This is a genomic window from Pseudomonas sp. E1MeOHC2 (assembly GCF_058745025.1).
In genome coordinates, this window is sequence record NZ_CP196675.1 from 3,652,746 (window position 1) to 3,665,647 (window position 12,902).

13 protein-coding genes are annotated in these 12,902 nt (G+C 62.6%); 10 read left to right on the plus strand and 3 right to left on the minus strand.

Going from position 1 to position 12,902, the window contains the following annotated elements; translation table 11 throughout:
* The first annotated feature begins 63 nt into the window (after positions 1-63).
* Entirely contained in the window at positions 64-345 is a 282-nt protein-coding gene (ftsB, locus tag ACSSU5_RS16500) for a cell division protein FtsB (protein WP_004375443.1), read from the plus strand.
* Positions 342-1,049 carry a 2-C-methyl-D-erythritol 4-phosphate cytidylyltransferase gene (ispD, locus tag ACSSU5_RS16505; RefSeq protein ID WP_264309971.1) on the plus strand — a complete coding sequence of 236 codons (708 nt, stop codon included), beginning with the start codon at positions 342-344 and terminating at the stop codon, positions 1,047-1,049. Before ftsB ends, ispD begins: the two co-directional genes overlap by 4 nt.
* A 131-nt stretch (positions 1,050-1,180) precedes the next feature.
* Here the strand turns inward: ispD and ACSSU5_RS16510 are convergent, their stop codons facing one another.
* Positions 1,181-2,077 carry a LysR substrate-binding domain-containing protein gene (locus tag ACSSU5_RS16510; protein ID WP_492559301.1) on the minus strand — a complete coding sequence of 299 codons (897 nt, stop codon included), beginning with the start codon at positions 2,075-2,077 and terminating at the stop codon, positions 1,181-1,183.
* Between the two features lie 107 nt (positions 2,078-2,184).
* Between ACSSU5_RS16510 and ACSSU5_RS16515 the strand changes: the two genes are divergently transcribed.
* The 8 genes from ACSSU5_RS16515 to rpoS all read left to right on the plus strand — a co-directional run bounded on the left by ACSSU5_RS16515 (position 2,185) and on the right by rpoS (position 9,334).
* Positions 2,185-3,297: an S-(hydroxymethyl)glutathione dehydrogenase/class III alcohol dehydrogenase gene (locus ACSSU5_RS16515; protein WP_264309969.1), complete on the plus strand. Its 1,113-nt coding sequence runs from the start codon at positions 2,185-2,187 to the stop codon at positions 3,295-3,297.
* A gap of 8 nt (positions 3,298-3,305) precedes the next feature.
* Positions 3,306-4,160, plus strand: a complete 855-nt coding sequence (fghA, locus tag ACSSU5_RS16520) for an S-formylglutathione hydrolase (protein WP_264309968.1) — start codon at positions 3,306-3,308, stop codon at positions 4,158-4,160.
* A 65-nt stretch (positions 4,161-4,225) separates the two neighbouring features.
* Positions 4,226-4,699: a 2-C-methyl-D-erythritol 2,4-cyclodiphosphate synthase gene (gene ispF, locus ACSSU5_RS16525; protein WP_264309967.1), complete on the plus strand. Its 474-nt coding sequence runs from the start codon at positions 4,226-4,228 to the stop codon at positions 4,697-4,699.
* Positions 4,696-5,754, plus strand: a complete 1,059-nt coding sequence (truD, locus tag ACSSU5_RS16530; RefSeq protein WP_492559302.1) for a tRNA pseudouridine(13) synthase TruD — start codon at positions 4,696-4,698, stop codon at positions 5,752-5,754. Before ispF ends, truD begins: the two co-directional genes overlap by 4 nt.
* Positions 5,742-6,491: a 5'/3'-nucleotidase SurE gene (gene surE / locus ACSSU5_RS16535; RefSeq protein ID WP_264309965.1), complete on the plus strand. Its 750-nt coding sequence runs from the start codon at positions 5,742-5,744 to the stop codon at positions 6,489-6,491. The genes truD and surE overlap by 13 nt, the downstream gene beginning before the upstream one ends.
* A gap of 35 nt (positions 6,492-6,526) precedes the next feature.
* A complete protein-coding gene (locus tag ACSSU5_RS16540; protein WP_264313969.1) occupies positions 6,527-7,165 on the plus strand; it encodes a protein-L-isoaspartate(D-aspartate) O-methyltransferase in 639 nt (212 codons plus the stop codon).
* A gap of 195 nt (positions 7,166-7,360) precedes the next feature.
* The gene (locus ACSSU5_RS16545; RefSeq protein WP_264309964.1) at positions 7,361-8,218 is read left to right on the plus strand and encodes a peptidoglycan DD-metalloendopeptidase family protein; all 858 of its coding nucleotides are present in this window, start codon (positions 7,361-7,363) and stop codon (positions 8,216-8,218) included.
* Positions 8,219-8,326: 108 nt separating this feature from the next.
* Positions 8,327-9,334 carry an RNA polymerase sigma factor RpoS gene (gene rpoS / locus ACSSU5_RS16550; RefSeq protein ID WP_033700853.1) on the plus strand — a complete coding sequence of 336 codons (1,008 nt, stop codon included), beginning with the start codon at positions 8,327-8,329 and terminating at the stop codon, positions 9,332-9,334.
* A gap of 503 nt (positions 9,335-9,837) precedes the next feature.
* Here the strand turns inward: rpoS and fdxA are convergent.
* Positions 9,838-10,161 carry a ferredoxin FdxA gene (gene fdxA / locus ACSSU5_RS16555; protein ID WP_027595821.1) on the minus strand — a complete coding sequence of 108 codons (324 nt, stop codon included), beginning with the start codon at positions 10,159-10,161 and terminating at the stop codon, positions 9,838-9,840.
* Positions 10,162-10,301: 140 nt separating this feature from the next.
* The gene (gene mutS / locus ACSSU5_RS16560; protein WP_264313968.1) at positions 10,302-12,875 is read right to left on the minus strand and encodes a DNA mismatch repair protein MutS; all 2,574 of its coding nucleotides are present in this window, start codon (positions 12,873-12,875) and stop codon (positions 10,302-10,304) included.
* Between the last annotated feature and the right edge of the window lie 27 nt (positions 12,876-12,902).

Consider the following 12,902-nt stretch of genomic DNA (forward strand, 5'->3'; position numbering starts at 1 on the left):
TTCGTGCTATTCGAGGCCCCGAAGTAAACAGTACGCGGCGGTCTTTTTAACCTGGATACCTTGATGCGCAGTCCCTATTGGTTGTTCCTCGTTCTGCTTCTGCTGTTGGGTGGCCTGCAGTACCGCCTTTGGGTGGGTAACGGCAGCCTGGCGCAAGTGACCGAGCTCAAGCAGCAGATCGCCGAGCAGCATGCCGAAAACGAGCGTCTGCTTGAGCGTAACCGCGTGCTTGACGCAGAAGTCCTGGAGTTGAAGAAAGGTATGGAGACCGTGGAAGAACGGGCTCGTCATGAATTGGGGATGGTCAAAGAGGGCGAAACCCTCTTCCAGTTGCCGCAAAAATGACTGACACATTACCGGCCTTCTGGGCCGTGATTCCTGCTGCGGGCGTAGGTGCCCGCATGGCTGCCGACCGCCCCAAGCAGTACTTGCAATTGGGTGGGCAGACCCTTCTCGAGCATAGCCTCGACTGTTTTCTTGGCCATCCGTCGCTCAAGGGCGTGGTGGTCAGCGTTGCCGAGCACGACCCTTACTGGCCAGGCCTGCGCTGTGCCAGCGACCCGCGTATCCAGCGCGCGGCGGGTGGTCGTGAGCGAGCTGACTCGGTGCTCAACGCCTTGCTGCTGCTGCATGCCCAAGGGGCTGCAGACAGCGATTGGGTGCTGGTTCACGATGCGGCGCGGCCGAACCTTGCGCGTACCGACCTGGACAAGCTGTTGACGGAGTTGGCCAATGACCCGGTGGGTGGCCTGCTGGCGGTGCCGGCGCGCGATACCCTCAAGCGAGCCGACAGCAAGGGGCGGGTCAGCGCTACTGTGGATCGCAGCACCATCTGGCAGGCGTATACGCCGCAGATGTTTCGCCTGGGGGCCTTGCACCGGGCGCTGGCCGAATGCCTGGTTTCCGATGTGGTGGTCACCGACGAGGCGTCAGCCATCGAATGGTCCGGCCAGGCGCCGAGGTTGGTCGAAGGGCGTAGCGACAACATCAAGGTGACCCGGCCGGAAGACCTTGAGTGGTTGCGTCAGCGCTGGGCCGGGCGCCGCTGACACAGTACTTCTGTACTGGCATCTTCGCGGGCAAGCCCGCACCCACAGGTAAAGCACAAGTTTCAAGCCCTGTGCAGTACCTGTGGGGGCGGGCTTGCCCGCGAAGAGGCCAGCACAACCAGCTCATCCCCTCAGCCCAGTCGATACTCCGGCAACCCCGCCAACCCTTCCTTCAGATAATCCACCAGCCGCCGCACCTTCGGCGACAGATGCCGCTGCTGCGGATACAACGCCCACACCGCCGTATTCGGCGGCTGATGCCCTTCCAGCAGCGATACCAGTGCCCCGGTGTTCAGGTGCTCCAGCACGTAATAGTCCGGCAGCTGGCACAAGCCCATCCCCTGCAATGCCGCGTCGAGCACGGCCTGCCCGCTGTTGCAGCGCCAGTTGCCCTGCACCCGCTGACTGATCTCGCGACCGTCCTGCTGTAGCGCCCACAGGTCCGAACTCCCCACCAGGCAATTGTGCCGTGCCAGTTCCGACAGGCTGTGCGGCCGACCGTAACGTTCCAGATAAGCCGGCGAGGCGCACAGATACATGCGCCGTGGCGCCAGGCGGGCGGCAACCAGCCTGGAATCGGCGAGCCGGCCGAGGCGAATGGCCAGGTCCATGCCTTCGTGCAGCAAGTCCAGCGTGCGGTTGCTCAACTCCACTTCCACCCTCAGTTGCGGGTACAACGCCATGAAGCGCGTCACCAGTGGCACGATGAAGCGCTCGCCATAGGCCACCGCACACGTCATGCGCAGCAACCCCTTGGGTTCGCTGGCCAGGTCGCCCATCGCCCGCAGGGCTTCTTCACGGCCATCCTGCAGGCGCTGGCAATGCTGCAAAAACGTCTGCCCGGCCTCGCTCAAGGTGACGCGCCGGGTACTGCGGTACAGCAGGCGGGTCTGCAGGCGCTCCTCCAGCCGGGCGATCTGGCGGCTGATATGCGATGACGACACGCCCAGGCGCTCGGCCGCCGCAGTGAACTGGCCAGACTCGGCCACCGCGACGAATTCGTCGATGCCTTCCCAGCGGCTGCTCATTGATTATCCCTGAGTGGCAATAATGTTTTGTCTTCGCCTTGATTATTCATCAAAAAAGCATGAATTACACTGTCAGCCTGAACTGACCCTCTGTCTGGAGACCTTTGATGATCAAGTCCCGTGCTGCTGTAGCCTTCGAAGCCAAGAAACCCCTGGAAATCGTCGAAGTGGACGTAGCCATGCCCAAGGCCGGCGAAGTGCTGCTGCGGGTGGTTGCCAGCGGTGTCTGCCACACCGACGCCTACACCCTGTCCGGCGCCGACCCAGAGGGCATCTTCCCTTCGATCCTGGGTCATGAAGGCGGCGCGATCGTCGAGGCAGTGGGCGAGGGCGTGACCTCGGTGGCCGTGGGTGACCATGTCATTCCGCTGTACACCCCTGAATGCGGCCAGTGCAAATTCTGCCGCTCCGGCAAAACCAACCTGTGCCAGGCCATCCGCGCCACCCAGGGCAAGGGCCTGATGCCCGACGGCACCACGCGCTTCTCCTATAAAGGCCAGCAGCTGTTCCACTACATGGGAACTTCGACCTTCTCCGAGTACACCGTGCTGCCGGAAATCTCCGTGGCCAAGATCCAGAAGGAAGCCCCGCTGGAGAAGGTCTGCCTGCTCGGCTGCGGCGTTACCACCGGTATCGGTGCGGTCATCAATACCGCCAAAGTCAAACCGGGGGACACCGTGGCCATCTTCGGCCTCGGCGGCATCGGCCTGTCGGCGATCATTGGTGCAGTCAAGGCCAAGGCCTCGCGCATCATTGCCATCGACATCAACCCGGCCAAGTTCGAGATCGCCCGTCAGCTGGGTGCCACCGATTGCATCAACCCGAAAGAGTACGACCGCCCGATCCAGGACGTGATCGTCGACCTCACCGACGGTGGCGTGGACTTCTCCTTCGAGTGCATCGGCAACGTTCAGCTGATGCGTGCGGCGCTGGAATGCTGCCACAAGGGTTGGGGTGAGTCGGTCATCATCGGTGTTGCCGGTGCTGGCCAGGAAATCGCCACCCGTCCGTTCCAGCTGGTCACCGGCCGCGTCTGGCGCGGTTCGGCGTTCGGTGGTGTGCGGGGCCGCAGCGAGCTGCCAAGCTACGTCGAAATGGCCGAGAAGGGCGAGATCCCGCTGGATACGTTCATCACCCACACCATGGGCCTGGAAGACATCAACAAAGCTTTCGACCTGATGCACGAAGGCAAGAGTATCCGCAGCGTGATCCACTTCTGAGGTCTGCCATGAGCCTGGACAACATCTCTTGCCAGAAGAGCTTCGGCGGCTGGCACAAGCGGTACCGGCATCACTCCAAGGTGCTCGGCTGCGACATGGTGTTCGCCGTGTATCTGCCGCCACAGGCCGAACAGGGCGCGAAGCTGCCGGTGCTGTACTGGCTCAGCGGCCTGACCTGCACCGACGAGAACTTCATGCAGAAGGCCGGTGCCCAACGCCTGGCTGCCGAGCTTGGGCTGATCATTGTCGCGCCAGACACCAGCCCGCGTGGCGAGCAGGTGCCGGGCGACCCCGATGGCGCTTGGGACTTCGGCCTGGGTGCCGGCTTCTACCTCAATGCCACCCAGCAACCCTGGGCGCAGCACTACCGTATGCATGATTACGTGGTGGAGGAGCTGCCAGCTCTGATCGAAGCGCACTTCCCAGCGTCTGATCAGCGCAGCATCAGTGGCCATTCGATGGGCGGGCATGGCGCGTTGGTGTGCGCCTTGCGTAACCCTGGGCGCTACCGCTCGATATCGGCGTTCTCGCCCATCAGCAATCCAATGGACTGCCCATGGGGCGAAAAGGCATTCAGCCGCTACCTGGGTGACGACCGTGCACGCTGGCGCGAGTGGGATGCCAGCGTACTGCTGGCCGAAACGCCAGCGGGCAGCTGCCCACCGTTGCTGGTCGACCAGGGCGACCGTGATGATTTCCTCGAGAAGCAGCTCAAGCCCGAGGCGCTGGAGCAAGCCGCACGCAAAGGGGGGCATGCACTGACCCTGCGCCTGCAGCCGGGTTATGACCACAGCTACTACTTCATCGCCAGCTTCATCGAAGACCACTTGCGCCATCACGCGGTGGCGTTGGGCCGGGTGTAAGGCGCAGCCCCAATACCGCACAAAGCAGGTAGAATCACGCCCTGACTCAATCAGGGCGTTTTTCTATGCGTATTGGCCATGGCTACGATGTGCACCGTTTCTGCGACGGTGATTTCATTACCCTGGGCGGGGTCCGTATCCCCCACAAACATGGCCTTCTGGCCCATTCCGACGGTGACGTGCTGCTGCACGCCCTGAGCGATGCCTTGCTTGGCGCCGCAGCGCTGGGCGACATCGGCAAACACTTCCCTGACACCGATCCGCAATTCAAGGGTGCCGACAGCCGTGCCTTGTTGCGCCATGTGGTCGGTATCGTCCAGGCCAAGGGTTGGAAGGTCGGCAATGTCGACGCCACCATCGTCGCCCAGGCGCCGAAAATGGCCCCGCACATCGAGACCATGCGCCAGCTGATTGCCGAAGACCTGCAGGCTGAGCTCGACCAGGTCAACGTCAAGGCCACCACCACCGAAAAGCTGGGCTTCACCGGCCGTGAGGAGGGTATCGCCGTGCACGCGGTGGCCCTGTTGCTGCCAGCATGACCGAACTGGAACTGCTGGGCCCGCGCGTATCGGGTGAACCACTGGGAACGGCGGTGCTCAAGGCCGTGGCTGAAGATTTCCAGGTCGACGAAGTCCTGGATATTCCGTTGTCGGGCCAGGGTGAGCACCTGTGGTTGTGGGTCGAAAAACGCGATCTCAACACCGAAGAGGCGGCCCGCCGGCTGGCTCGCGCCGCAGGCGTGCCTGCCCGCTCGATCAGCTACGCCGGGCTCAAGGATCGCCAGGCCCTGACTCGGCAGTGGTTCAGCCTGCACCTGCCCGGCAAGGCCGACCCGGACCTGTCGCGAGCCGAGGATGAGAGCCTGCGCGTGCTCAAGCAGGTACGCCACCAGCGCAAACTGCAGCGTGGCGCGCATTCGGCCAACGGTTTTACCCTGCGTCTTACCGCCCTTGCCGCCGATCACCAGGCACTGGACGCACGCCTGGAGGCGCTCAAGCAGCATGGCGTGCCGAACTATTTCGGCAGTCAGCGTTTTGGCCATGCTGGCGGTAATGTTCACGACGCGCTCGACTGGGCCGCCCGCAAGGCCCTGCCTGAACAGCGCAACGTGCGCTCGCGCCTGCTCTCGGCAGGGCGCAGCTACCTGTTCAACCAGATTCTCGCCGCACGAGTTGCTGACGGCAGCTGGGCGCGTGCCCAGGTGGGAGATCTGCTGGCATTCACCGATAGCCGTAGTTTCTTTCCCGCTACCGAGCAGGAATGTTCCGATCCGCGGCTGGCCATTCTCGACCTGCACCCCACCGGTGCGCTATGGGGCGAGGGGCAAACCCCTGCTACCGGTGCCACTGGCGAACTGGAAGCGGCAGTCGGCGCACGGCAGCCAGCACTTTGCCATTGGCTGGCCCAGGCGGGCATGGATCACGAACGGCGCATTCTGCGGCTCCCTATTGGCGGCCTGACGTGGCATTATCCCGAGCCTGATATCCTGCAACTGGAATTCGTCCTTCCGGCCGGATGCTTCGCCACCGTGGTGGTGCGCGAAGTCGTGGATCTGGTGCCGGCAGGGCAGACGGACAGCCCATGCGTATTCTGATTTCGAACGACGACGGTGTCACCGCACCCGGCCTCGCCGCGCTGCATGCTGCGTTGGTGGATTATGCCGAGTGCGTGGTGATTGCCCCGGATCAAGACAAGAGCGGCGCCAGCAGTTCGCTGACGCTGGACCGGCCCCTGCATCCGCAGACCCTGGCCAACGGTTTCATCAGCCTCAACGGTACGCCGACCGACTGCGTGCACCTGGGGCTCAACGGGCTGTTGCCGCAGACCCCTGACATGGTGGTGTCCGGGATCAACCTGGGGGCCAACCTGGGCGATGACGTGCTCTATTCGGGCACCGTCGCCGCTGCATTGGAAGGCCGCTTCCTGGGCAACACGTCGCTGGCGTTTTCGTTGCTGTCGCGCCAGCCGGACAACCTGCCCGCCGCCGCCTACATCGCCCGTCGCCTGGTGGAGGCGCAGTCGCGCCTCGTGTTGCCGCCGCGTACCGTGCTCAACGTCAATATCCCCAACCTGCCGCTGGAACACATCCGTGGCATCCAGCTCACCCGCCTGGGTCACCGGGCGCGGGCGGCGGCGCCGACCAAGGTGGTCAACCCGCGTGGCAAGGAAGGGTACTGGATTGCCGTGGCCGGCGACGCCGAGGACGGTGGCCCAGGCACGGACTTCCACGCGGTGATGCAAGGCTACGTATCGATCACCCCGCTGCAGCTCGACCGCACCTTCAACGATGCTTTCGAACAGCTCGACGGTTGGCTGGAGGGCCTGCTCTGATGCGCGAGGACGATATGCTGCGCCGGGGTATCGGCATGACCTCCCAGCGGACCCGGGAGCGGCTGATCCAGCGCCTGTGCGAAGAGGGCGTGGCGAACACCAAGGTGCTCGACGCGATCCGCCGCACCCCGCGCCACCTGTTCGTCGACGAGGCCCTGGCGCATCGCGCCTACGAAGACACTGCACTGCCGATCGGTCATAACCAGACCATCTCGCAGCCGTTCATGGTGGCGCACATGAGCGAGCTGCTGCTTGAGGCCGGGCCGCTGGACAAGGTGCTGGAGATCGGCACCGGCTCCGGTTACCAGACGGCGATACTTGCCCAGCTGGTCGAGCGGGTGTTCTCGGTGGAGCGAATCAAGGTGCTGCAGGACCGCGCCAAGGAGCGCCTGGTGGAACTGAACCTGCGTAACGTGGTGTTCCGCTGGGGGGACGGTTGCGAGGGCTGGCAGGCGCTGGCACCCTACAACGGCATCATTGTCACCGCCGTGGCGCCAGAGGTGCCGCAAGCATTGCTCGACCAGCTGGCGCCAGGGGGGCGCATGGTGATCCCGGTGGGCCCGGCAGGCGAGACGCAGCAGTTGATGCTGATCGTGCGTGAGGAGCATGGATTCTCCCGGCGCGTGCTTGGGGCCGTGCGCTTCGTGCCGTTGCTCAATGGTCCGTTGGCCTGAGCCACGGAATATTTACGGCAGCGACGAATTCTTGCGCCATCGCCCTGTCTATCTGGCGGGGGGATCCACTGCAGCACTGGCCGTGGTGGGCGTTCTTGCCGCCGTCCACCCAATGCGGGTGGGCTCGGTTATAATTGCAACAATATTGCATTTCTTATCGTTATTTCGGTATTCGGCACCATGAGGGGAGCGCGGGTGGGTCACACAGGCATTCGGCAGCGCAAGGATTGGGCGGGTTTCAAGCTTCTGGTGATTGCACTGGCCATGGGCACCCTGCTGGCGGGTTGCTCCAGCACCAGCTCGACGAGCGCTCGCGTGGTCGACCGTAACGCTGCAGCGCCCAAGCGGCCGGCGGTAACCTCCGGTCAATACATCGTCAAGCCGGGCGATACGCTGTTCTCCATCGCCTTCCGTTACGGCTGGGACTACAAGGAACTGGCTGCGCGTAACGGCATCCCGGCGCCTTACACCATTCGCCCTGGTCAGCCGATTCGTTTCAGCAGCGGCTCCACGGGCACCACCACGGTGGTGTCCAGCCCGTCCTCTTCGAGCAAGACAACGGTCATCCGTCGCCCTGTCGGTAGCACCGGCACCGCGCCTGTCAGTAATACCAAGCCGGCGACCACGGCCCCGGCAACCCGTGCGCCGGTGGTGGCTACTGTGCCGGCCGCAGAGCGTGCGGTGGGGGGCTGGACCTGGCCGGCCAACGGCGTGCTGATTGGAAAATTTGCTTCAAACGGTAGTTTGAATAAAGGCATTGATATCGCCGGTGATTTGGGACAGCCTGTTTTTGCTGCGTCTGATGGTGCAGTGGTCTACGCCGGGAGTGGCTTGAGGGGCTACGGCGAGCTGATCATCATCAAGCACAGCGATACCTACGTCAGTGCCTACGGTCACAACCGCAGGCTGTTGGTTCGGGAGGGGCAGCAGGTCAAGGCAGGGCAGTCGATTGCTGAAATGGGGTCCACGGGCACTGATCGGGTGAAGCTGCATTTCGAGATTCGCCGCCAGGGTAAACCCGTCGATCCACTCCAGTTCCTGCCACGCCGTTGATTGTTGTACCCGGCCTGTTCCTGTGATGTAGAGGGGACAGGCTCCAGCGCTGCCAGGGATATAGGTGCCGCTCGAGTCTGAGTTCGAACTCAGCAAAGGACTATAACAATGGCTCTCAATAAAGAAGCGCCGGAGTTTGACATCGACGATGACGTCCTCCTGATGGAGACGGGCATCGTTTTGGAAACGGATGTGGTGTCAGACGAACCTGCTGTACCTTCGGTTCGGACCAGGGCCAAGTCCGGCTCTTCGCTCAAGCAGCACAAGTACATCGATTACACTCGGGCACTTGATGCTACGCAGTTGTACCTTAACGAAATCGGTTTCTCGCCACTGCTGTCGCCGGAAGAGGAAGTTCATTTTGCGCGTCTGTCGCAAAAAGGTGATCCCGCCGGCCGTAAGCGCATGATCGAAAGCAACCTGCGTCTGGTTGTAAAAATTGCCCGTCGTTACGTGAATCGCGGCCTGTCGTTGCTCGACCTGATCGAGGAGGGCAACCTGGGGCTGATCCGTGCGGTCGAGAAGTTCGACCCGGAGCGTGGTTTCCGTTTCTCGACCTATGCGACCTGGTGGATTCGCCAGACCATCGAGCGGGCGATCATGAACCAGACCCGCACCATTCGCCTGCCGATCCATGTGGTCAAGGAGCTCAACGTCTACCTGCGTGCCGCGCGGGAGCTGACCCAAAAGCTCGATCACGAGCCGTCGCCAGAGGAAATCGCCACGCTGCTGGAGAAGCCTGTCGCTGAGGTCAAGCGCATGCTGGGGCTCAATGAGCGGGTCTCTTCGGTGGACGTTTCGCTCGGGCCGGACTCGGACAAGACCCTCCTCGATACCCTCACCGATGACCGCCCGACCGACCCGTGTGAGCTGCTGCAGGATGACGACCTGTCGCAGAGCATCGATCAGTGGCTGGGCGAGCTGACCGACAAGCAGCGTGAGGTGGTGGTACGCCGCTTTGGCCTGCGCGGTCACGAGAGTAGCACCCTGGAGGATGTTGGCCTGGAGATTGGCCTAACCCGTGAGCGTGTGCGGCAGATCCAGGTAGAAGGGCTCAAGCGCTTGCGTGAGATCCTTGAGAAGAACGGCCTGTCCAGTGAGTCGTTGTTCCAGTAGTCAGCTGTTCGCTAGCACAAGACGCCCCGATAGCCTCGGGGCGTTTTTGTGTGTGCGCGTCGCAGCGCTGCCGTTGTGGGGTGCACCTCGCATTGTGTAATGCGCCACCCCAGTAACATTGCGTGTAAGAGATCGCTTACTGGTTTTGTAAGCTATCTATGCAACCAACAGTAAATCATTGTCGTTTTCAGATTCGGTGTAGTCTTAACTCACTGAAAATCATAGGTTATTCGGGCATGAGGAAATGTGTCCGCGGCAATATCTTGTGATATGGGTCGGTTGTCTGGCCCGCTGAAGTCGCTAGTATTCGAACTGTGCACACGGACATGCACAGGCTTTCAAGGAGAAGGCCAAGGACATCGCAAAGACGCGATTTCATCAGGATGATGTTTGGGACAATCAGGGACTACGGAAAAAAATGTGGGCGGGTCATACCGCCCCTTTTTTTTGCCTGCCGAAAATGAAAAAAGGCCCGAATGGGCCTTTTTCGTATCTGGGCGCTATCAGCGCTCCAGATCTGCAATCTTGCCGGTCTTGCCATCCCACTCTTCAGCGTCGGGCAGGGCGTCCTTACGCTCGGTGATGTTTGGCCAGATTTCCGCCAACTCGGCGTTCAGCTCGATGAAGTTCTCCATGCCCGATGGCACTTCGTCTTCCGAGAAGATGGCTTGCGCTGGGCATTCTGGCTCGCACAGTGCGCAGTCGATGCACTCGTCCGGGTGGATGACCAGGAAGTTCGGGCCTTCGTAGAAGCAGTCCACCGGACAGACTTCCACGCAGTCGGTGTATTTGCATTTGATGCAGTTGTCGGTGACGACGAAGGTCATTTCTAGTTCTCTCCTCAGGCGACGGCGGCGGCCCTTCCTCTCGGGGCCGCGCGATTTGCGGGTATGTGGCTGCAGGCCAGGCTAATAACCTGCAGCACCAGCAAACCGCGGCGGATTCTACCAGCTTGTAGTGGGCGCCGTTATAACAGGTTCTTTAGTTGATATAGCATTTCGATAGCTTGGCGCGGGGTCATGTCGTCCAGGTCCAGCTTGCCCAGCCTCTCGATGGCCGGGTGCGGCAAGCTGGCGAACAGATCGCTCTGGTGCGGGACGTGTGGCTCGTCCTTGGCCTTTTTGCCCAGCGGCTGCTCGTGTGGCAGGCTCGCGGTTTCCAGGCGGCCCAGGTGTTCGCGGGCACGCTGGATGACTGCGCTGGGCACGCCGGCCAGTTGCGCCACGGCCAGGCCGTAGCTTTGGCTGGCAGGGCCTGGCAGCACGTGGTGCAGGAAGACGATACGCTCGTTGTGTTCGGTGGCGTTCAGGTGAACGTTGGCCACCAGCGGCTCGTTTTCCGGCAGTACGGTGAGCTCGAAGTAGTGCGTGGCGAACAGCGTGTAGGCACGCAGCTGGGCCAGGCGCTCGGCGGCGGCCCAGGCTAGCGACAGGCCGTCGAAGGTGCTGGTGCCGCGGCCGACTTCGTCCATCAACACCAAGCTGCGGTCGGTGGCGTTGTGCAGGATGTTGGCGGTTTCACTCATCTCGACCATGAAGGTCGAGCGCCCGCCCGCCAGGTCATCGCTGGAGCCGATACGGGTGAAGATACGGTCGACCAGCGACAGCTCGCATTGCGCTGCCGGCACGAAGCTGCCGATGTGCGCCATCAGCACGATCAGTGCGGTCTGACGCATGTAGGTGGACTTACCGCCCATGTTCGGGCCGGTGATGATCAGCATGCGGGTGCTGTTGTCCAGGCTCAGGTCGTTGGCCACGAACGGCGTGGTCAGCACCTGCTCGACCACCGGATGTCGGCCTTGGTCGATGCGCAGGCACGGCTCGTCGACGAAGCGTGGGCAATTCAGGTCGAGGTTCAGTGCGCGCTCGGCGAGGTTGCTCAGCACGTCCAGCTCGGCCAGGGCGGCGGCGCTGTCCTGCAGCGGTGCCAGGTGGCTGATCAAGGTTTCGAGTAGGGCATCGTAGAGCATCTTCTCGCGGGCCAGGGCACGGCTCTTGGCCGACAGCGCCTTGTCCTCGAATGCCTTGAGCTCCGGGGTGATGAAGCGCTCCGCACCTTTGAGGGTCTGGCGGCGAATGTAGTCGCCCGGAGCCTGCTCGGCCTGCTTGGTCGGCAGCTCGATGAAGTAGCCGTGAACGCGGTTGTAGCCAACCTTGAGGTTGGCGAGGCCGGTACGGGCCTTTTCGCGGGCTTCCAGGTCGATCAGGAACTGGCCGGCGTTCTCGCTGATCGCCAGCAGCTCGTCCAGCTCGTTGTCGTAGCCGGCCTTGAGCACGCCGCCGTCACGGATCACCGCTGGCGGGTTGTCGATGACTGCCCGCTCCAGCAGGCTGCTCAGCTCCGGGTAAGTACCGGTAATGGCCGCCAGGCGCGCCAGGTGCGGGGCTTCCAGCTCGGCCATGGCGTTTTGCAATTCGGGCAGGGCGCCGAGGGCATCACGCAGGCGCGCGAGGTCGCGTGGGCGGGCATTGCGCAGGCCGATACGGGCGAGGATCCGCTCGATATCGCCAATTTCTTTGAGCTGCGGCTGTAGTTTTTCGAAACGATAGCCATCGAGCAGGCAGCGGATCGAGTCCTGGCGCGCCTGCAAAACTTTGAGGTCACGCAGCGGGCGGTTCAGCCAGCGGGTCAGCAAACGGCTGGCCATGGCGGTCTGGCAGCGGTCGATCACTGACTGCAGGGTGTTGTCGCGCCCGCCTGCCAGGTTGATGTCCAGCTCCAGGTTGCGACGGCTGGCGCCGTCGAGGATGACCGTGTCGTCCAGGCGTTCGTGGCGCAGGCTGCGCAGGTGCGGCAGGGCAGTGCGCTGGGTTTCCTTGGCGTAGGTCAGCAGGCAACCGGCGGCGCCGATGGCCAGGGTCAGCTTGTCGCAGCCAAAGCCCTTGAGGTCCTTGGTTGCGAACTGCTGGCACAGGGCCTTGCGTGCCGAGTCCCGGTCGAAGTCCCAAGGGGCACGGCGGCGTGCGCCCGGGCGCTTCTCGGCGGGCAGGTCGCGTGGCCAGTCATCGGGGATCAGCAGCTCGACCGGGTTGATGCGTTCGAGCTCGGCCAGCAGGTTTTCCCAGCCCTTGATTTCCTGCACGCTGAAGTTGCCACTGGTGATATCCAGCACCGCCAGGCCAAACAGGCGCTCATCGCCCAGTAGCGCGGCGATCAGGTTGTCGCGGCGCTCGTCGAGCAGCGCTTCGTCGCTGACCGTGCCGGGGGTGATGATGCGCACCACCTGGCGTTCCACCGGGCCTTTGCTGGTAGCGGGGTCGCCAATCTGTTCGCAGATCACCACCGATTCGCCGAGCTTGACCAGTTTGGCCAGGTAGCCTTCGAGCGAATGGAACGGAATGCCGCACATGGGGATGGACTGGCCGGCTGACTGACCGCGCGCGGTCAGGGTGATATCCAGCAGTTTCGCGGCTTTCTTCGCATCTTCGTAGAAGATCTCGTAGAAATCGCCCATGCGGTAGAACATCAGCTGGTCCGGGTGCTGGTTCTTCAGCCTCCAGTACTGCTGCATCATCGGGGTGTGTGCGGAGAGATCGGAGATTGCTTTATTCATCAATGACTTAAAGAG

Excerpts from the sequence above, each read along its gene's own strand:
- ftsB (WP_004375443.1), top strand. The coding sequence starts at position 64 with ATGCGCAGTCCCTATTGGTTGTTCCTCGTTCTGCTTCTGCTGTTGGGT.
- ispD (WP_264309971.1), top strand. The coding sequence starts at position 342 with ATGACTGACACATTACCGGCCTTCTGGGCCGTGATTCCTGCTGCGGGC.
- ACSSU5_RS16510 (WP_492559301.1), bottom strand. The coding sequence starts at position 2,077 with ATGAGCAGCCGCTGGGAAGGCATCGACGAATTCGTCGCGGTGGCCGAG.
- ACSSU5_RS16515 (WP_264309969.1), top strand. The coding sequence starts at position 2,185 with ATGATCAAGTCCCGTGCTGCTGTAGCCTTCGAAGCCAAGAAACCCCTG.
- fghA (WP_264309968.1), top strand. The coding sequence starts at position 3,306 with ATGAGCCTGGACAACATCTCTTGCCAGAAGAGCTTCGGCGGCTGGCAC.
- ispF (WP_264309967.1), top strand. The coding sequence starts at position 4,226 with ATGCGTATTGGCCATGGCTACGATGTGCACCGTTTCTGCGACGGTGAT.
- truD (WP_492559302.1), top strand. The coding sequence starts at position 4,696 with ATGACCGAACTGGAACTGCTGGGCCCGCGCGTATCGGGTGAACCACTG.
- surE (WP_264309965.1), top strand. The coding sequence starts at position 5,742 with ATGCGTATTCTGATTTCGAACGACGACGGTGTCACCGCACCCGGCCTC.
- ACSSU5_RS16540 (WP_264313969.1), top strand. The coding sequence starts at position 6,527 with ATGACCTCCCAGCGGACCCGGGAGCGGCTGATCCAGCGCCTGTGCGAA.
- rpoS (WP_033700853.1), top strand. The coding sequence starts at position 8,327 with ATGGCTCTCAATAAAGAAGCGCCGGAGTTTGACATCGACGATGACGTC.
- fdxA (WP_027595821.1), bottom strand. The coding sequence starts at position 10,161 with ATGACCTTCGTCGTCACCGACAACTGCATCAAATGCAAATACACCGAC.